Source organism: Rhizobium sp. PRIMUS64 (assembly GCF_023006465.1).
GTDB lineage: Bacteria > Pseudomonadota > Alphaproteobacteria > Rhizobiales > Rhizobiaceae > Rhizobium > Rhizobium leguminosarum.
In genome coordinates, this window is the sequence record NZ_JALBGX010000130.1 from 1 (window position 1) to 17,951 (window position 17,951).

Sequence of the window (17,951 nt, forward strand, 5' to 3'; positions counted from 1 at the left end):
CCTCCGTGCTCGGCGGCGTCATCGGCCGCAATCCGTCGGTCGCCGGCGGCACGATCACCTTCGCCGTCATTTTCTCCTTCGTCGCCGCCAATGCGCTCTGGTATCAGCCGGGCCTGCATCCGCATCCGATCTTCCGCACCCGCGATCCGCAGTCTCCGACCGTGCTCGGCGCCCGTCGCCTAGCCGAGGAGCAGCAGGGCGACGTCACCACCTTCCGGATTGAGCGGCCGCAGGATACCGCCACCACCAACGCGACACCGGCGCCGGCCGCACCCGGCCAGCAACCGAGCCAGCTCGTCATGGACATCCAGCAGCAGCTGGTGCGCCGCGGCCTCTATAACGGCATACCCGACGGCATCATCGGTCCGCGCACCAGTGCGGCCATTCTCTTCTTCGAGGAGACCGTCGGCATGACCCAGACCGGCGATCCGACGCCGGAGGTACTGGCGGCGCTGAAGACCGATGCCGCCGGTCCCTCGACCGTGCCCGCCGAAAAGCCGCCCGAAGATGTAAGCTCGAAGGCAGCGGCTGAAGACCCGGTGGCGGCGGCGATCCGTAGCGCTGAAAAGACGGTCAAAACGGCCCCATCAGCGGCAAAGCAGGTTCCATCAAGCGAAATCACCAATGTCGATCTGGTGCTGAAGATCCAGAAGGGTCTTTCCAACATGGCCTATGCCAATGTCGGTGTCGACGGCGTCGCCGGCGAGCAGACCCGCGCGGCCATCCGCCATTTTCAGAAGCACTACAACCTGCCCGAAGACGGTGAGCCGAACCAGGCGGTGCTGAAGAAACTCAAGGAAATCGGCGCGATCTAGCCGCTATGATGCCGCCTTCAACAGCCGGTAATGCGTCGTCATCGCCTGGCCCTCGACATCCACCACCTCTTCGATCGGCCCGGCCTCGCGGGCCATCGCCACGCGATAGCGCCTGGGCGCCATACCCGTCATCCGCTTGAAGGCGTTGCTGAAGGCGCTTTCGGATGTGTAGCCGAGCGAAAGCGCCAGCGCCGAAACCGGCATGCTGCCCTCCCGCAGCTCGCGTTCGGCAAGGCGCATGCGCCAGCCGATCAGATAGGTAAGCGGCGCAACCCCCGCCACGGTCTTGAACCGCAGCGCAAAGCTCGTGCGCGACATGCCGGCCGCCTTCGCCAGTTCGCCAAGCTGCCAGGACCGGCCGGGATCGCCGTGCATCAGCCGCAGCGCCGGCGCAATCCGATCGTCGCCGAAGGCGCGGAGCCACCCGACCGTCAATGGCGCCGAGCTCATGATGTGCGCCCTCAGCACCTGCACGAACATCAATTGTGCAAGCTGGGTCGAGGCGAGCAGGGCGCCTGGCCGCTTTGCCGCCATCTCCCGCACCAGCTGGTCGAGCAGCCAGCGCAGCACGCCGGCTTCGGCAAGGGCGGCGCGCACATGAATGATCGGCGGCAGCACGTCGGACAGCAGCTCCATGCCCTGCGGCCCGAGCGCGATGTGGCCGCCGAGATAATGGAAATCCTCGCCAACGCCGTGGCGTGCCATGCCGTCGACCTTCTCCTTGAAGGCGCCGACCGCGTCGGCGGGCGCAACGGCAAGGTCGCTCGCCAGGATGAAGGAGTGCCGGCCGTTCAGAAGCGCAACGTCGCCCGCCTCGAGCAGAATGGGTTCACTGCCATTGTCGAGGCAAAGCCAGCAGCGCCCTTTGGCGACCGCGCTGATCTTGATCCGGTTCGGCCGGGGGAAGCGCAGCGCCCAGGCGCCGCCGGCGATCAGCCCGCCCGACACAAGGCAGCGCGCATCGAGCAGATTGAGCATTTCGGAGAGCGGGTCACTGATCATTTTTGAACGATGAAGCAGGAAATCGGGATTTGCAAGCATTCAGAATCCCGTTTCCCGGGCGTACATAAGGCCATCATGCAACAACGGAGGGCATGCCATGTCCACCCCACAAGCTCCCATCGGTTCCGGCTTCGGTGCGGCCTCAACCGCCGCCGACGTCATTGCCGGGCACGATCTTTCGGGCAAGGTCGCGATCGTCACCGGCGGTTACTCCGGTCTTGGCCTCGAGACAGCGCGCGTGCTCGCCGAAGCCGGCGCCAGGGTTGTCGTTCCCGCCCGCAATCTCGGAAAGGCCAAGGCGGCCGTGGAAAGCATTCCCGGCCTTGCGGTGGAAAAGCTCGACCTGATGGACCCCGGGTCGATCGACGACTTCGCCGACCGCTTCCTCGAAAGCGGCGAGCCCCTGCATCTGCTCATCAACAATGCTGCCGTCATGGCGAACCCGCTGACGCGTGACGCCCGTGGTTACGAATCGCAGTTCTCCACCAATCATCTCGGCCATTTTCAGCTCACTGCCCGCCTCTGGCCGGCGCTGGTGAAGGCCGAGGGTGCGCGCGTCGTCGCCGTCTCCTCGCGCGGTCACGTCTTCTCCGGCGTCGATTTCGACGATCCGAATTTCGAGAACCGCGAATACGCGCCCTATCTCGCCTATGGCCAGTCGAAGACGGCAAATGCTCTCTTTGCGGTCTCACTGGACGCTTTGGGTGCGAAGCACGGTGTCAGAGCCTTCTCGCTGCATCCCGGCGGTATCGTCACCACCAATCTGGTCCGCCACCAGTCGAGCGACTTCCTCAGGGCGAGCGGCTATGTCGATGAGGATGGCAAGCCGGTCATCGATCCGGAAAACAACAAGAAGACGATTGAGCAGGGGGCGTCGACCACCGTCTGGTGCGCCGTCAGCGAGAAGCTCGAGGGTCTCGGCGGCGTCTATTGCGAGAACTGCGATATCGCCACCGCCGTCCCCGGCGATTCGACCGAGATGCTCGGTGTCCGCCCTTGGGCAACCGATCCGGAATTTGCCGAACGCCTTTGGCAGCTGAGCGAGCGGCTGACGGGCTTCATCGCCAGCTGATGGCGCCAAACGGCCACCCACAGTCACGGAGTCTGATTTCTCTACAACCTAAGTCTAAGGTGTCGCCGCTGTTTGCAACTTGTTAACCATGTTGCCTGAAGCTTTTCTGATTGGGGCGGGGGAGCGTCGGTCATGCATGCGCTGAAGGCGATAGACGATCTGGCCGGAGAACCGGCGGTCGAAGCGGGGGGGCCAGACCCCGAGGCGCTGCGCCACATCCTGCTGCGCCTTGCCGAAGAAGCCTCCACCCTTGGCATTGATCTCGTCGATATCGCCGGCGCTATCCAGGATATGGCGGGAATGTCGGCCCGGCATGCCTCCGCCTTCGATCATGTCACCCGCACAGCGCTGTCGATTGCCGAGACCAACCGCTCGGTCGCCGTGTCGCTGCGCGAGACCGACCGCACGGCGGCCGAGGCCCGCCACATGCTGAAAGAATCGGCCGACCGCCTGACCGGCTCCGTCGCCGAGATCGGCCACATGGTCCAGTCCTCCAACGAGATCGGCACTGAGATCGCCGGCTTCTCCAAGTCGCTTGCCGATGTCGACAATATCGCCGAGGAGATCAGCACCATTGCCCGCCAGACCAACCTGCTGGCGCTGAATGCCGCGATCGAGGCGGCGCGCGCCGGCGATGCGGGCAAGGGTTTTGCGGTCGTCGCCGCCGAGGTCCGCGCGCTTTCGCTGCAGACCTCGAAGGCGACCGGCTCCATCCAACAGACGCTGGACGAACTGCGCGTGAAGATCGACCGGCTGTCGGCCGTCGGCAGCGATGCGCGCGACAGTGCGGCCGGCGTGCGTGACAAGTCGGAGGCGATGCGCGGTGCCTTCGAAAGCATGGAACATGTCATCACCCGCATCCTCGACAGTTCGACTGTCATGGCCAACACCACCGAGGCGGTCGACCAGCAATGCGCCGGCTTCGTCGAGAAACTCGGCGAGATGTCAGCCGAAGTCGCTGGCTCGAATGTCAGGCTGCAGCAGGCGGCGAAACGCGTCGACAGCGTCGTCGGCCTGTCGGAAACCCTGATCCAGCTGACGGCGAGCGCCGGCGTCAAGACCGCCGACAGCCGTTGGATCGAGGAAGCGCAATCGGTGGCAAGACAGATTTCCGGCGCCTTCGAACGCGCCGTCGCTGAAGGCCAGATCGGGCTCGATGCTCTCTTCGATCGACGCTATCGGCCGATAGCCGGCTCCGATCCGGCACAGGTGATGGCAGCCTTTACCGAGCTCACCGACCGCCTGCTGCCGCCGATCCAGGAACCCGTCACAGCCTTGGACGAGCGCATCGCCTTTTGCGCGGCGATCGACGAGAACGGCTATCTGCCGACTCACAACCGAAAATTCTCGCAAGCCCAGCGGCCCGGCGACACCGTCTGGAACACCGCCAATTGCCGCAATCGCCGCATCTTCGCCGATCGCGTCGGTCTTGCCGCAGGCCGCAGCACCGCGCCTTTCCTCGTCCAGACCTACAGGCGCGACATGGGCGGTGGCAATTTCGTGATGATGAAGGATATCTCCGCTCCGATCACCGTGCGCGGACGGCACTGGGGCGGATTGCGGCTGGCAATCAAGGTCTGACCCCGGGATCAAACTCTGATCCCGCATTGCCGCCGCCCACAGGCCGGTCTATACCGCACCAATGAGACTACGCGCCGACATCTTCGTTTCAGCCCTCCTGCGCCGCGTCTTTGCCAGCGGCGATTTCGCCGCCGTCGAGAAGAAGGGCGCGGAGGAGGCGGGTGCGATCTTTATCCGCCAGCATTTCCGCAGCGGCCTGGAAACGCTCTATGCGCCGGCGCCGCAGACCGCCTTCGACGAAGGTCAGGCCGGTGACCGCCTGTTCGAGATCCGCCTGTCGCGCAGCGAACCGGAAGCGGTGCGTGCGATGCTGGAGCGCGAACGCAAATTCGACCCCGATCTCTGGATCGTCGAGTTGGAGGCGGAGGAATTGGGGGACATGATCCCGCTTGCCAAGGGCGGCTGACGGCCAGGCGCGTCAGCTCCTCACCATTTCGAACAGCTCACCATGCGGTGAGGTTAGTCATTCCAGCTCAGCGATACCGCCGCCCCATGACGCGCATGTCGCGCTGCGGCGCCGCCTGGCGGATGAAACGATGGTCGGGTGCTGCCGGCGCCGGCGTATCAGGCGCTTCCGGCCTATAGGTGTAGCGATCCGCACGCCGCCAGGCTTCGACGCGTTCGTGGCATTCTTCCGGGTCGAGTGCATCGAGCACCATCCAGCCGCGCGTGACGTTGTGCTGCTGTTCGGCAAGGTGCGGATAGAGCCTTTCGAGCACAAAGACGGCGTCGAGAAAGCCCATGCCGAGGCTGGTCAGCGTCGTGGCGAGCTGCTGGCCGGAAAGATCGAGCATGATGCGCTCGGCAAGCCAGCGGCTGGCGGAAAGCGCGTCGGCAAGTGCGGTTGCGAAATGCGTCGCCTCGCGCGAGCGAGCGAAGCGCACCAGCAGCGCCTCTTGAATGTCTGTCAGCGTGCGCAGACCGAGCCTGTCCTCGTCGGCACGGCCGAGATGACCGGCAAGCCCGAGGATGCGCTCGCGCAATGCCTCTTCATTGGCAACCCGCTGTTCCTCCAGCGCATCTGCCTCGTTGGTTTCGGCAGGCGCTGGTGAAAGCGGGACGGCCGGCGATTCCGTGATCGGCGCCGATGCGCCCGCGGACCGCGGCTGGCTCTGGCGCAGCGCCACCAGCGCATCAATGACCTTCGGCGAGAGTGAATCGCGGCTGACGATCGCCTTGACATGCGCTGCACCCTGCATGCGCGCGATGGTGATTAGCGTATCGTCGGCGACGGCCTTTGAGGCGGCAAGAAAAGGCGCCGCGATCTCGATAGGCTGGTTGCCGATGAACAGCGCCACGGCTGCCGGCATGTTCTCGCATTGGGACAGTGCCGCGACCGCCTGGCGCTTGGCCTCGTCGGAGGAGGCCTGAAACAGCGGCATGAAAAGTTCGGCAAATTGGCGCAGTTCGGAGCGTGTCGGATGAGACAGGTTCTCGAAACTGCTGACAGTCGCCATTAACACCACGTCCTTTTTCCTGACGGCCAAGGGGCCTTCTAGGTCTCGAAACCGGTCACGCACAAAAACACCCCGAAAACGCAGAACAAGGGGACCAAGGGCCGATATGCGCTGGCGGAACGCATGTCAGGCCATACGGTTATGAACAAATCCTACACCGGTACGGTTAATGCATGCTGAAGATTTTATTAAAAAGCAACAGAAATATACACGCTAAGCGAGTGTCGGCATGGCTAGCCGGCACTATAAAAGTGATCGGTTTGGAAGCGCCGTTGCGCGATGCTCATCGCCGCTGTGATGGTGGAAAAGCTCAGGCGATCCTATGATCGCGCAGCGCGTGCAGCAGCTTTTCGCGGCTGTCGTAACCGGCCTGATAAAGGTCGAGGGCTGCGGATGCCGCGAACTGCGCCTCGACGCTTTTGATGTCGATGCGCCGTTCCGAGCACCAGGCATCGAGGGCACTGCGCAGCACGTCGAGATCGTCAGGCGAGAAGGATGAATTCACCAGCAAAGACACCGCTTACCCTCCGCATTCCGGCAAGAGCGGGGAACATCTCCGATCGATCGGTGCCCGGAAACATGTGATCGACATGCGCGAACATACGCCCATCTGAGCGCCTCGCAATTAAATATTTTCATGACGCATTTTTGCAACACTGTCCCTTTCCCGGCGGGGAGATTGCCGCGCCAATGCCAACTATATGAATTATCTCTAATTTTATGCGTCGACGCCAGGCCGGGCCTTTGCGCGGGCGGCGTGAAACCAAATCAACTCTTCGGGCGTTAAAGGAGAAGTGAGGTGAACTGTGTTTGGCATCCGCCGAATATTAGTAAACTGTTAACTGTCATGTGGCTCAATTCGGATAGGAACGACGCGATTTGAGTAGTTGGATCGTTGAAACTCCGCATCACGGTATTTCAATCAAGTGCCGTGGGAAAGGCGCGAATGCCCTCGGTCCGGTCATCCCGGCACTGCAGGACGCGCCGGCTCGCACATTGGCGGGCAGGGTGAAATCCATCGCAAGTTCATCCGTCTCGGGCAGTGCATGGAGACGAGAATGGCAATAGTAGTCGCATTGGCGGATCGGCGGCCGCGGGCGCCGCGTCGCCCGGACAAAGAGCCCCGCGAAGCCAAGATCCTTTGGTTCACCGGCGTCCGCTACGAGCGGTTGGCCGAGAGCCCGAAACATCGTCCGGCGCCCGCGCCGCGCGTCAACAAGAAGTAACCGCTCTTCAACCTCAGCGAGCGGCGAATTGCTCGCAGCCGGCTTCCGTCAGGAAGTTGCGCGCGGCCTCATCGAAGCTCGCCTGCGGCGCCAGCGTCCGCAGCACGGCATAACCGTCCGGCCGTGCCATTTCCACCAGGATCGCCTGCTGCAGCTCCTGCGGCAGGTTTTTGCGCAGGTCGGTCAGCTGGATCGGACTGCCGGCCACCACATCGAGCGCACCACCGACCGACGTCCTGTCGTTCATGCTGAAGACCTCGTTGGAGGCGCTGTCGTAAATCGCGATCGACCAGAAGGGCACATTGCCCTTGGCGGTGAAATGCACCGGCGCATCCTCGACATCGAAGGAGCAGACGGCGGTGCGCACGAAGGGGTCGCCATTGGCAAGGCCGGCTTCGTCATACTGGTTGCCGAGCAGGTAGAAATTGTTGAGGTCGCCCTCTGCCTCCACGCGGGTTGCCGCATCCTTGCCGGTGAAATGCGGCAGCGACAGGATGATGACGAGATGCAGCAGGGCTGCGCCGAAAAGACCGGTCAGGACGGCGAAGAATATCCTAAGCATTGCCGCATCCGGTCTTGGTGAGTTTCGGCATGGCGAGGTCGATCACGCCGGAACTACCGGCGGTCGGAGTGTCGAACAGTGTCAGCACCAGCCGGAAAGTGCCGGCCTGTGGCAGGGCCAGCCAGTTGCCCGGCTGCGCCACGGCGGATATCTCGATCGAGAAACTGCTGTCTTGCTGGCGCAGCACCGTCCAGGAATTGAGCGCTGAGGGATGCCCGGTCGCCACCGCCGCCGGATTGCCGCCATTGTCGGCGGTAAACAGGGTCCAGAGCCGGGCAGGCGGCGTTTGCCCGCTGATGCGATAGCGGCAGCCGGCATTCAGCCGCGCGCCGTCGTCGTCGACGCTCGCCGTGAAGGTCAGGCCCTCGGCGCTGCCATAGAGCAGCTTGCCGGCGCGCGCCCGGTGCGATTTGGCATAAGGATCAGCCTCGACGGTCTGCAACGCCGGAAAGGCCTCCCAGGCGCCGAGCTTGATCGCCCCGAAACCCTGCGTCGCATCCAGCGCATAAAGCGAAATCATGATCCCGCCGCCAAAGGCGACGATCAGCGTGATCGCGATAAAGAGGGGGAATCGAAACACGTCAAGACCTTGGAAACCATATCGGATGAAAGGGTTACCACTGATTCTGGCAGGGTGGAATGCCACGCCACGACATAGAGGCCGATTGATCCACGGTCATGCCAACTGCGGCAAAGCCGTCATGGCGCAGGCGGCGACAGCAATCCACGCCGATGCATCGATGCCGGCGGACGCTGATGGGAGATCTGGACGTGAGGCGTGGCCGGCTACTCCGCGCTCGCCACCTTCGCCGGCGCGAGCGGGGCGGCATCCTTCAGCTTCTCGCCGAGCTTCTTGAGGATGTCCGTCGATTGAACCGAAAGCATGCGCGGCCGGATAAGCTGCGGCAATCCGTCCTGCGGCTTAGCGGCGGCAGTCTTGGCGAGATCCTTGTCCGAGGGTAGGGGGTTTTCGATGCCGGGGATGGCCCGCAGCGTGACACCTTGGTGGGCGTAGTCCATGGCGCGCTTGAAGGTCATCGCCGGCAGCGAGCCGCCGGTCATCTCGTTGGTCGAGGTATAGTCGTCATTGCCGAACCAGACGGCACAGGTGTAATTGCCGGTGAAGCCGACGAACCAGGCGTCGCGATAGGCCTGGGTCGTGCCGGTCTTGCCGGCTGTCACGATGCCGTTGTCGAGGGCTGCCTTGCGCGCCGTGCCGACATAGGGAACGCGCGACAGCATCTGGTTCATATAGGCATCGGCCTTTTCGGAGAGCACGCGTTTCGGCGCCGGCTCGTCGCGGTCGAAATCGTAGAGCACGTCGCCGTCGTAATCGAGGATCTGGGTGATGCCGTGGCGGCGCGACTGGTAGCCGCCGGCCGGGAAGGTGGCGTAGGCCGTCGCCTGGTCGAGCACCGTCACCTCGGAGGTGCCGATCGGGATGGTAACGTCGTCGCGGATCGGCGTTTCGACGCCGAGGTTTTTCGCCATTGCCCGGATCGGCTGAATACCGAGCTTTTCCTTGGCGAGCCGCACCGGCACGGTGTTGATCGACTGGGCGATGGCGGTCTCGAGTGTGATGCGGCCGGCATAGCGATTCGCATAATTATGCGGGCTCCAATTGCCCCAGGAGATCGGCGCGTCGACGATCGTCGTCTGCGGCGTCATCCCGCTCTCCATCGCCACCGAATAGGTGTAGACCTTGAAGGAGGAACCCGGCTGGCGCAGCGCCCTGGTGGCGCGGTTGAACTGGCTCTCGCCGTAATCCCGGCCGCCGACCATGGCGCGAACGGCGCCGCCGTTCTCGATCATCACCATCGCGCCCTGCTTGGCGTGATAGGCCTCGCCATATTCGCGCAATGAAGTCTCGACCGAATCCTCGGCCGCCTGCTGGATGCCCATGTCGATCGTCGTGCGCACGATCAGCGAATGCTGGTGGAAACGCGGTGACAGCCGCTGCACCTCGTCGAAAGCCCAATCGAGGAAGAAATCGGGCGATTCCACCTCGTTGCGGTCGACGACGGTGGCTGGATTGCGCCTGGCGGCGATCACCTGGCCCTCGGTCATCAGCCCGCTCTGCACCAAATTGGTCAGCACTTCGTTGGCGCGGGCACGCGCCGCCGGCAGGTTGACATGCGGCGCGTATTTGGCCGGCGCCTTGAACAGGCCGGCAAGCATGGCGGATTCGGCAAGGTTCACATCGGTGATGTTCTTGCCGAAATAGAACTGTGCCGCCGCCGCTGCGCCGAAGGTGCCGCCGCCCATATAGGCGCGGTCGAGATAGGTGGAGAGGATTTCTTTCTTGGAAAGGTTCGCCTCGAGCCATAGTGCCAGGAACGCCTCGGTGACCTTGCGGTCGATCGAGCGTTCGTTGGACAGGAACAGGTTCTTGGCGAGCTGCTGGGTCAGCGTCGAGCCGCCCTGCACGACTTCGCCGGCGCGTGCATTCTCGCTCATGGCGCGGAAGAGGCCGATGAAATCGATGCCGAAATGGTCGAAGAAGCGCCGGTCCTCGGTGGCGATCACCGATTTGATCAGCGAATCCGGCAGCTCGTCGATCGGCACGGAATTCTGGTGGATGACGCCGCGATGGCCGATGACGTTGCCATAGCGGTCGGTGAAGGTGACGGCGAAATCGCCGCGGTTGCGCCAGTCCTCCTTGGTCGCCTCGAAGGCGGGCTGGGCAAGCAGCAGCATCAGCACCGAGCCGGCCGCCCCGAGCGTCAGCCCTTCGCCGGCAAGTTCGAAGACCATGCGCTTCCAGCCGCGCACGCGGAAGCGGCGGAAGAAGATGGTAATGTCTTCCCAGATCTCGGCGGCGCGGAAGCCGGCGTTCCAGACGGTCGAATCGATCCAGGAATCGATGCGCAGCAGAATGTGACGGCTCTTCCTCGGCCGCTTGTCCGCAGCCTCGTTCGCCGCTTTTCCGGGCCTGTTTTCTGGCCCGTTTTCTGGGTTGTCCGGATCCTGCACGTCCTGTATTCCCGCCTGATCGCGCTTCGGTCATATCCGACGAAAGCGCGAGGCCCGCATATGGCCGCAAAGCTCTCCGATACCAGGAGAGAATTCTCCGAGTACCAGGAGTATACTGAGAATTGATTGATTTTGCGGCTGATAACAAGAGAGATGCATGCGGGTCACGCGAATTTGCGGGCCGCTGTTGCAAGAAACGAACGATGAACGATCTGCCCTTCTGGAAGAGCAAGACGCTAGCCGAAATGACCGTCGCCGAGTGGGAAAGCCTCTGCGACGGCTGCGGCCTCTGTTGTCTCAACAAGATCGAGGAATGGGATAGCGGCGATATCTATTTCACCTCGGTCAGCTGCAAGCTGCTCGACGGCCAAAGCTGTCGCTGCTCCAGCTATGAGAACCGCTGGGATTTCGTGCCGGACTGCGTGCAACTGACGAAGGAGAACGTGCCTGACATTGCCTGGCTGCCGCCCACCTGCGGCTACCGGCTGGTCAATGAAGGCCGCGATCTTTACTGGTGGCACCCGCTCGTCTCCGGCGACCCGGAGACCGTCCATGCCGCCGGCATTTCCGCGCGGGGCCGCGCGATCAGCGAAAATGAGATCGATATCGACGATCTCGAGGATTATGTCGTCGACTGGCCGCTGACGGTGGGTGAGGAGAAGGACGAAGAGGAAGCCTAGAACAAGATGATTTTAGGCCGGGTCGGCCTAAAATCTGAATCCTGTTCTAACTTAAAGAGTTAGAGCATGATGTCGTCTGAAAACCGCTTACACTTTTCGGCATCATGCTCTAGGCGGGCTCAGGACCTTATTGCCGCGAGGAAGCGCCGCAGTTCCGTCTCGACATAGGCAGCCACCGGCCCGTCTGCGCCAAAACCCCACCAGAGCAGCGATCCCTGCCATTGCGACAGCATCAGCCGGGCGATTGTCTCCGGCGCCTTTGCCGATCCGAAACATCGGGCGATTGCCGCCGTCAGTGCCGCTCCCCAGGCCGCACCCCGGGCACGCAGCACCGGATCGCGGAAATCCTCGCGAAGCACCAGCAGTCCCTCGCCATAGGCGGCGGCATTGTCGCCGTAATCCTGCGACAGGCCGACGAGCAGCGCGACGGCGCCTTCCGGCGTTTTCGGCACGGTCTCGGCAAGCCGCGCTGTTTCCGCATCCAGCCGGCCCCAGGCGTAAAGCAACGCGGCGCGCAGCATCGCCGCTTTCGTCGCGAAACGCTGCACCAGCGTCGAGCCGGAAAGTCCGCTCGCTTTCGCCACCGCCGCAAAGGTCGCCGCCTCCGGCCCCTCGGCGTGGATCAGCGCCAGCACCATGGCGAGAAGCTGTTCATCGGAAAGTGTGCGGCGACGCGGCATGAAATTCCTCTTGCATTCGCCTCGAATGTAAACGATCATTCGTTTATATACAAGCGGCGCCAGCTGGAGCAATTCCAGGAAAAGTGTGAAGCGGTTTTCCTTCCGGAATTGCGTAAAAACAAAGAGTTAACCCCGGGTGCCTACGGCATGAAGGCCGTTCTAGCGTGGAGGATGGAGAAGTGACAGCGAACTTGCGGGAGAAAGTTGCCTTGGTGGCGGGTGCTACGCGCGGCGCCGGTCGAGGCATCGCGGTGGAACTCGGCGCCGCCGGCGCCACCGTTTACGTGACGGGGCGCACGACGCGCGCTCAGCAATCCGAATATATGAGACCGGAGACGATCGAGGAGACGGCCGAGCTGGTGACATCAGCCGGCGGCAGGGGCATTGCCGTGCAAGTGGACCATCTCGTCGAGGAACAGGTCGAGGCGCTGGTCGCCCGCATCCGCGGCGAAGCCGGCCGGCTCGATATTCTCGTCAACGACATCTGGGGCTGCGAGAAACTGTTCGAATGGGACAAGGCCGTCTGGGAGCATTCGCTGGACAAGGGCCTGCGCATGCTGCGGCTCGGCATCGAGACGCATCTGATTACCGCCCACTACGCCCTGCCGCTGATGATCGAGCGGCCCGGCGGGCTGCTGGTCGAGATGACCGACGGCACGGCCGAATACAATGCCACCCATTACCGGCTGTCGCCCTTTTACGACCTCGTCAAAACCGGTGTCACACGCATGGCCTGGGCGCATGCGCAAGATTTGGCGAAACATGGTGCCACCGCAATTTCGATCACGCCCGGTTGGCTGCGCTCCGAAATGATGCTGGATGCTTATGGCGTCAGCGAGGAGAACTGGCGCGAGGCGACGAAGGTACAGCCGCATTTCGCCATTTCCGAAACGCCGCATTTCGTCGGCCGCGCCGTTGCCGCTATCGCTGCCGATCCCGACCGCGCCCGCTGGAACGGACAATCGCTATCGAGCGGCGCGATCGCCAAGACCTATGGCTTCGACGATATCGACGGTTCTCGGCCGGATTGCTGGCGCTACATGGTGGAAGTGCAGGAGCCCGGCAGGCCGGCGGACGTGACGGGCTATCGCTAGAACAGCATGATTTTAGGCCGGATCGGCCTAAAATCTGAATTAGAGCATGATGTCGTCTGAACCGCTCTCAAGTCCGTTACCGGGCGGCGGCGAGGCGCGCTGCGTCGCGAAACGAGACCAGTCGCTTCGTCTGTTCGTCCCACAGCACCAGCTTGACGCAACGCAGGCTTTCCATGAGCGTGATGCGGCCCATATCGGCAAGCTCAGGATGGTCTCGCAGCACCTCAGGCAGCCGGTAGTAGGGCACCCGGCTCGACAGATGATGCACGTGGTGGATGCCGATATTGCCGGTGATCCAGCGCAGCACTGGCGGCAGGTCGTAATGCGAGGCACCGTGGAGGGCCGCATGCTGGAACTGCCAGTCCGGCTTCTTCGACCAATGTGTTTCCTCGAATTGATGCTGCACGTAGAACAACCAGACGCCGGCAGCACCTGCCAGAAGCACGGTCGGCAGATGCACCAGTAAAAAGGGGACGATTCCGACCGCCCAGATCAGCAGCGCGGCGACCAGTGCGATGGCAAGATTGGTCGCCATGGTCGAGACCCAGGGCAGGGCGCCGGAGCGCATCATGCCGAAAGGCAGGCGCTGCTTGAAGAGGAACAGCCAGGCCGGTCCGATCCCGAACATCACGATCGGATGCCGGTAGAGCCGGTAACCAAGCCGGCCCCAACGCGACAGCGCGTTGTATTCGGCGATTGTCAGGGTTTCGATGTCGCCAACGCCGCGTTCGTCCAGGTTTCCGGCCGAGGCGTGGTGTTCCGCATGCGCCCGGCGCCAATAGTCGTAGGGCGTCAGCGTCAGGATGCCGATCGTGCGTCCAACCCAGTCGTCGACGCGGCGACGGGCGAAAAACGAGCCGTGGCCGCAATCATGCTGGATCATGAACAACCGGAGCAGGAAGGCGGCGGCGGGAAGGACGAGGATCAGGCCGGGCCAGAAGCTGTAATGAACCGCTGCCCAAGCGGCAGCCCAGAACAGCGCGAAAGGGATGACGGTGACGACAAGCTCGAAAGCGCTGCGTCCGGCTCGTGGCTGGCGATATCCGGCAAGGATCTTCAGCCAGCGTTTTTCAGCGAAAAGCTCGGCATTCGCCCGGGATCGCTCAGGGGTTTCGTTCTCCGGGTTTTCGTCAGACTCGCCCAAAGGGGCCACTTGGGTTTCCTCGCACTCGCTGCGGCGCGCAGATTCGATCACAGAGTGACGCCGTGAAAGGCCGCGATGGCCGAAAGGCCGAGTGCAATCACTACGGCCGAGCGAATGAGGAAGAGCGGATAGTCGAAGTGGTACATTGTATGAAGAGTGGTCATGGTTGCAGCAATTCCTTTTTCGAGAACATGTCAATGGGTGATGATGTCACGCCAGCGTGTCCGACAGGACGCGCTATCACTTGCGCCGTTACGCGCAGCGAGGGCGAGAGTGGCGGCTCGATAAGAGGTTCTATTTCTTTGGAGCACTGCCCTGCGGGGCGGTTTTGGTCGCCGTCTTCATCTGGTTGGCGAATGTGCTTTCCACCTTCGCTTCCTGCTTGTCCTTCTTCGGCTTCCGGACCTCGCGATTGCTTCTTACCTGTCCTTTTGCCATGGATAAAATCTCCCTTTAGATCGAAATTGAAAGCCGCAGCCTGCGTGGTATTCGCCCCGTTTGTCGGTCGCGATCGAGATCGCGGGATCGTCATGAGGGGCAACCCGACAACACCGGGCCGCAGGGATGGAATGAAAATGATGCCTGCTGAAACCGCATCGCTGTCTGGAGGCGGATGACCGGAGAGGTCACCGAAAGCCAAACCCGACGTTGAGACGGGACGTCACCATGCTTTCGCGATCGGGAAAATGGCGGGCCGGAAATCCGGTCACCGCAAATGCCGCATCGGCCAAATCAGCGAGCCCTCCTTATAGAGTAAAATTGAGGTGCCATTAAGGCCGTCGCCGCAGGAAAGCCATATTTCCACAGGGCATAACGCCTGTCGCACAAAAACTATGCAGCGGTTTTGCGATCACGACATGCGTGAAAACAAAGAGCTGAAGCGCGAGGAGCGAATCTGAAAGATTGCGACCGCCTTAGTCATTCACCGGAAACAGGCGGATCAGCTTCGTTCTTTCCATCTCCGCCAAGCCTGATGTCGACATGATGCCGCGGGCCAAACAGAGTTCTATGTCCCGTCCGATATCGAGCGGCACCAGCATACCGCCGGCCTTGAGCAGGCGGTCTGTCATCGACAGAAGCAGATCCACTTTCGCCTGGCAGCCATCGATTTCCAGGAGCGCCACCCGGCGCTCCCTGTCGATGTCTGCGAGATCCCTAGCCTGTTGCCGTTGTTGGTAAGCCCCGAATTGCACCCATCCGAAATAACCGGTCGCTGCGACGCAGATACAGAGCAAGAGGATTTTGCGCACAATAATCCTTCGGAGCCGGGCGGCTCGCTCGCCTCTACAGCGCCGTGCGTCTTTTTAGACGCGCAAAGGACGCTGTAGCACTTTGAATTGCTGCATAATTTTGCCCTTAAATCGATTCCGATTTAAGGAATTATGTAGCGGAGGATTTCCTGGTTTCTCCGAGTGACGGAAATGCTCGATCTTTTTGTTTTTGCGCTATCCGGAGGCAAAACCGCTGCGCACTTTTGTTGGTACTGCTCTAGCCGACAGCGCGTCTTTCGCGGGGCAATCCCTGTATCGCATATCGGTTAAAGACGGGGGTTACCGGTTTCGGCGGCGTCTTCAGCTTGCCGAAATGGTGTTCGAGCGCTTGTGAGAGCAAGGCCGGCGAGGTGACGCCCTCTTCGAACAGCCTGATCAACAGTATGGCCGCGACGTTGAAGACACGTTCGTTGCCGATCAGGATTTTGGCGTCGTAGCCGGCGTCGTCGAGCACGCCCTGCAGCATGTCGAGATCGGACGAAGTCAGATGCGGCTTTTCGAAAGTGGAAGACATCGGTCCTCCTTTCATCGGGGCAAGGGTATAAAAACCCTCAGTCGGCAGCGCCCGTACACTGGCTGCCGAAGTTGCGACCATGCGCCTTTCAACCAGGCAACGCAACGGGATTCTTGCAGCAAATATCGCTGCGGTTGATGAGTAGCCCGCACCGGTCAGGGTGCGGGCCGATGACGGTCATTCCGCCGCCTGATAGATGGGCCTCCGGGCGGCCGATCTCCGCGGACCGGCGGCTGCAAGCAGGGTGATCGCCACCGCAAGCAGCGCCACGAAAGCGATTCCGGCGATATAGGGGTTCCAGCCGAAATGTGGCGCGGCGCCGAAGACTGCCGAGGCGGCCGCGAGCACGATGCCGCCACCGATCTGGAAGGAGGCGAAAAGCAGTCCGGAGGCGAGCCCTGACTTGTCGTCTTCCACGTCGGAAAGAGCCGCGACCTGCACCGAGGGGTAGGTCATGGCGTAGCCGAGGCCGAGCGGGATCTGCGAAAACAGCACCAGTAGGATCGGGTCGACATGTCCGAGTGCTGTCACCCAGAAGATGTAGCTGAACGCCTGCAGGCCGACACCCGCCGCCATCAGCCCGGTGGCGCCGCGATTTTGCGCAAGCGTCGCAAAACGCGGCGCCAGGAACATCACGAAGACGCCGCCGAGCGCAAAGCAGAAGCCGGTTGTGAAGGCCGACCAGCCGATGACGTTCTGATAATAGAGCGTCGCCAGGAACTGGAAGCCGACATAGGCGCCCTGGAAGAGAGCGGCGATCGCATTGGCATGCCGGAGCTTGGCCCGGCGGAACATGCCGAGCGGCACCATCGGATCGGCATGCCGCGCTTCGACCACGAGGAAGAGCAGAATCAGCACCAGCGATGCCAGCAGCGAACCCCAAGTCGGGAAGGCTTGCCAGCCGGCGGCCGCAGCATTGGTGATGCCGAAGACGAAGAGCAGCAGCCCTGGCGTGATCGTCAGCGCGCCGGCCCAGTCGAAACTGGGCCGCGGTCCCGTCCTTTTGGGGTCGGCTGGCAGCGCCAGCGGCGCCAGAAAGAGTGTCAGGATGGCGACGGGCGCGCCCATGACAAGCGTCGCCCGCCAGCTGAAGATCGTCGCGGCACCGCCGAGCACCATGCCGAGCACGAAGCCGGTGGCGCCGGTAGAGGCGAAGACGCCGAGCGCCTTTGCTCGCGCGGTTCCCTCGCCGAAGACGGAGAGCAGCAGCGCAAGGGCTGCAGGCGCGGTGAAGGCAGCCGCAATGCCCTTGATCAATCGGGCGGCGATCAGTGTCGGCGCGCTATCGACGAAGCCGCCGGCGATGCTGGCGCCGGCAAAGATCGCCAGCGACCAGAGGAAGACGCGGCGATGGCCGAAGACGTCGGCGACGCGGCCGCCAAGCAGCAGGAAGCCGCCATAGCCGAGCACATAGGCGCTGACGGCCCATTGCAGCGATGTCGCCTCCATGCCGAGTTCGGCCTGGATGGCAGGCAAGGCAACGCCGATGGTGGAAACGTCCATGGCGTCGAGGAAATTGGCGGTGCAGAGCAGCAGCAATGCCAGCCCCGCCCCGCTTCGCGATTTGGAAAGAGTCATCGAAATCGTTCCTTCTTTGCTGCCGCCTCATCGGGGGAGGTTGCCGGGCGGCAGGGAACGAGAAAATGTACAGCTTCCTTTCCTATTGCAAATTGATAGTAGCCATGCCAGGTATTACTGACGATGATGAATGACGCCACGCTTCGCAAGATCGACCTCAATCTCCTGCTGGCTTTTTCGGTGCTGATGCAGGAGCGCAATGTCAGTCGCGCCGCCGAGCGCCTGCTGCTCGGTCAGCCGGGCCTGTCGGCCGCATTGCGGCGCCTGCGCGAAGCGCTGGACGACGAGTTGTTCGTGCGTGT

20 protein-coding genes are annotated in these 17,951 nt (G+C 62.5%); 8 read left to right on the top strand and 12 right to left on the bottom strand.

The window, feature by feature from the left end; translation table 11 throughout:
• On the top strand, positions 1-815 hold an 815-nt coding region (locus MOV76_RS31970), incomplete at its 5' end, for a peptidoglycan-binding domain-containing protein (RefSeq protein ID WP_247266017.1).
• A gap of 3 nt (positions 816-818) precedes the next feature.
• Here the strand turns inward: MOV76_RS31970 and MOV76_RS31975 are convergent.
• A complete protein-coding gene (locus tag MOV76_RS31975) occupies positions 819-1,856 on the bottom strand; it encodes an AraC family transcriptional regulator (protein WP_018241265.1) in 1,038 nt (345 codons plus the stop codon).
• A 58-nt stretch (positions 1,857-1,914) separates the two neighbouring features.
• Between MOV76_RS31975 and MOV76_RS31980 the strand changes: the two genes are divergently transcribed.
• The 3 genes from MOV76_RS31980 (at position 1,915) to MOV76_RS31990 (ending at position 4,876) form a co-directional block, all read left to right on the top strand.
• The gene (locus MOV76_RS31980; protein WP_028733874.1) at positions 1,915-2,889 is read left to right on the top strand and encodes an oxidoreductase; all 975 of its coding nucleotides are present in this window, start codon (positions 1,915-1,917) and stop codon (positions 2,887-2,889) included.
• 132 nt (positions 2,890-3,021) lie between these two features.
• Positions 3,022-4,470 (top strand): methyl-accepting chemotaxis protein, encoded by a 1,449-nt coding sequence (locus tag MOV76_RS31985; RefSeq protein WP_113543389.1) that lies wholly within the window; start codon positions 3,022-3,024, stop codon positions 4,468-4,470.
• A gap of 61 nt (positions 4,471-4,531) precedes the next feature.
• Entirely contained in the window at positions 4,532-4,876 is a 345-nt protein-coding gene (locus MOV76_RS31990) for a DUF1491 family protein (protein WP_026157293.1), read from the top strand.
• A 67-nt stretch (positions 4,877-4,943) separates the two neighbouring features.
• Here MOV76_RS31990 and MOV76_RS31995 read toward each other — a convergent pair whose 3' ends face one another.
• Positions 4,944-5,990: a DUF2336 domain-containing protein gene (locus MOV76_RS31995; protein ID WP_247266018.1), complete on the bottom strand. Its 1,047-nt coding sequence runs from the start codon at positions 5,988-5,990 to the stop codon at positions 4,944-4,946.
• 247 nt (positions 5,991-6,237) lie between these two features.
• Complete coding sequence (locus tag MOV76_RS32000) at positions 6,238-6,444, bottom strand: hypothetical protein (protein ID WP_017963548.1); 207 nt, start codon at positions 6,442-6,444, stop codon at positions 6,238-6,240.
• A gap of 541 nt (positions 6,445-6,985) precedes the next feature.
• On the opposite strand from MOV76_RS32000, the gene MOV76_RS32005 reads away from it, so the two are divergent.
• Complete coding sequence (locus tag MOV76_RS32005; RefSeq protein WP_003546657.1) at positions 6,986-7,153, top strand: hypothetical protein; 168 nt, start codon at positions 6,986-6,988, stop codon at positions 7,151-7,153.
• 13 nt (positions 7,154-7,166) lie between these two features.
• On the opposite strand, the gene MOV76_RS32010 is transcribed toward MOV76_RS32005, so the two are convergent.
• From MOV76_RS32010 to MOV76_RS32020, 3 genes are all read right to left on the bottom strand, one after another.
• A complete protein-coding gene (locus tag MOV76_RS32010; RefSeq protein WP_018241270.1) occupies positions 7,167-7,715 on the bottom strand; it encodes a membrane protein in 549 nt (182 codons plus the stop codon).
• Positions 7,708-8,295, bottom strand: coding sequence for a DUF1214 domain-containing protein (locus tag MOV76_RS32015; RefSeq protein ID WP_247266019.1), 588 nt, complete (start codon positions 8,293-8,295; stop codon positions 7,708-7,710). Before MOV76_RS32015 ends, MOV76_RS32010 begins: the two co-directional genes overlap by 8 nt.
• A 206-nt stretch (positions 8,296-8,501) precedes the next feature.
• Positions 8,502-10,688: a transglycosylase domain-containing protein gene (locus MOV76_RS32020; protein WP_028733879.1), complete on the bottom strand. Its 2,187-nt coding sequence runs from the start codon at positions 10,686-10,688 to the stop codon at positions 8,502-8,504.
• A gap of 203 nt (positions 10,689-10,891) precedes the next feature.
• On the opposite strand from MOV76_RS32020, the gene MOV76_RS32025 reads away from it, so the two are divergent.
• Positions 10,892-11,368, top strand: a complete 477-nt coding sequence (locus MOV76_RS32025) for a YcgN family cysteine cluster protein (protein ID WP_018241273.1) — start codon at positions 10,892-10,894, stop codon at positions 11,366-11,368.
• A gap of 119 nt (positions 11,369-11,487) precedes the next feature.
• On the opposite strand, the gene MOV76_RS32030 is transcribed toward MOV76_RS32025, so the two are convergent.
• The gene (locus tag MOV76_RS32030) at positions 11,488-12,048 is read right to left on the bottom strand and encodes a TetR family transcriptional regulator (RefSeq protein ID WP_247266020.1); all 561 of its coding nucleotides are present in this window, start codon (positions 12,046-12,048) and stop codon (positions 11,488-11,490) included.
• A gap of 179 nt (positions 12,049-12,227) precedes the next feature.
• Between MOV76_RS32030 and MOV76_RS32035 the strand changes: the two genes are divergently transcribed.
• The gene (locus MOV76_RS32035; protein ID WP_130652068.1) at positions 12,228-13,142 is read left to right on the top strand and encodes an SDR family oxidoreductase; all 915 of its coding nucleotides are present in this window, start codon (positions 12,228-12,230) and stop codon (positions 13,140-13,142) included.
• A 76-nt stretch (positions 13,143-13,218) separates the two neighbouring features.
• Here the strand turns inward: MOV76_RS32035 and MOV76_RS32040 are convergent, their stop codons facing one another.
• The 5 genes from MOV76_RS32040 to MOV76_RS32060 all read right to left on the bottom strand — a co-directional run bounded on the left by MOV76_RS32040 (position 13,219) and on the right by MOV76_RS32060 (position 17,649).
• Positions 13,219-14,286, bottom strand: a complete 1,068-nt coding sequence (locus MOV76_RS32040) for a fatty acid desaturase (protein WP_027685400.1) — start codon at positions 14,284-14,286, stop codon at positions 13,219-13,221.
• A gap of 294 nt (positions 14,287-14,580) precedes the next feature.
• Entirely contained in the window at positions 14,581-14,724 is a 144-nt protein-coding gene (locus MOV76_RS32045) for a hypothetical protein (RefSeq protein WP_003557866.1), read from the bottom strand.
• Positions 14,725-15,200: 476 nt separating this feature from the next.
• Positions 15,201-15,536, bottom strand: a complete 336-nt coding sequence (locus tag MOV76_RS32050) for a hypothetical protein (protein WP_130652069.1) — start codon at positions 15,534-15,536, stop codon at positions 15,201-15,203.
• A 238-nt stretch (positions 15,537-15,774) separates the two neighbouring features.
• Complete coding sequence (locus MOV76_RS32055; RefSeq protein WP_026230636.1) at positions 15,775-16,152, bottom strand: hypothetical protein; 378 nt, start codon at positions 16,150-16,152, stop codon at positions 15,775-15,777.
• Positions 16,153-16,248: 96 nt separating this feature from the next.
• Entirely contained in the window at positions 16,249-17,649 is a 1,401-nt protein-coding gene (locus MOV76_RS32060) for an MFS transporter (protein ID WP_247266021.1), read from the bottom strand.
• Between the two features lie 123 nt (positions 17,650-17,772).
• Here MOV76_RS32060 and MOV76_RS32065 point away from each other — a divergent pair.
• On the top strand, positions 17,773-17,951 hold a 179-nt coding region (locus tag MOV76_RS32065; RefSeq protein ID WP_247266022.1), incomplete at its 3' end, for a LysR family transcriptional regulator.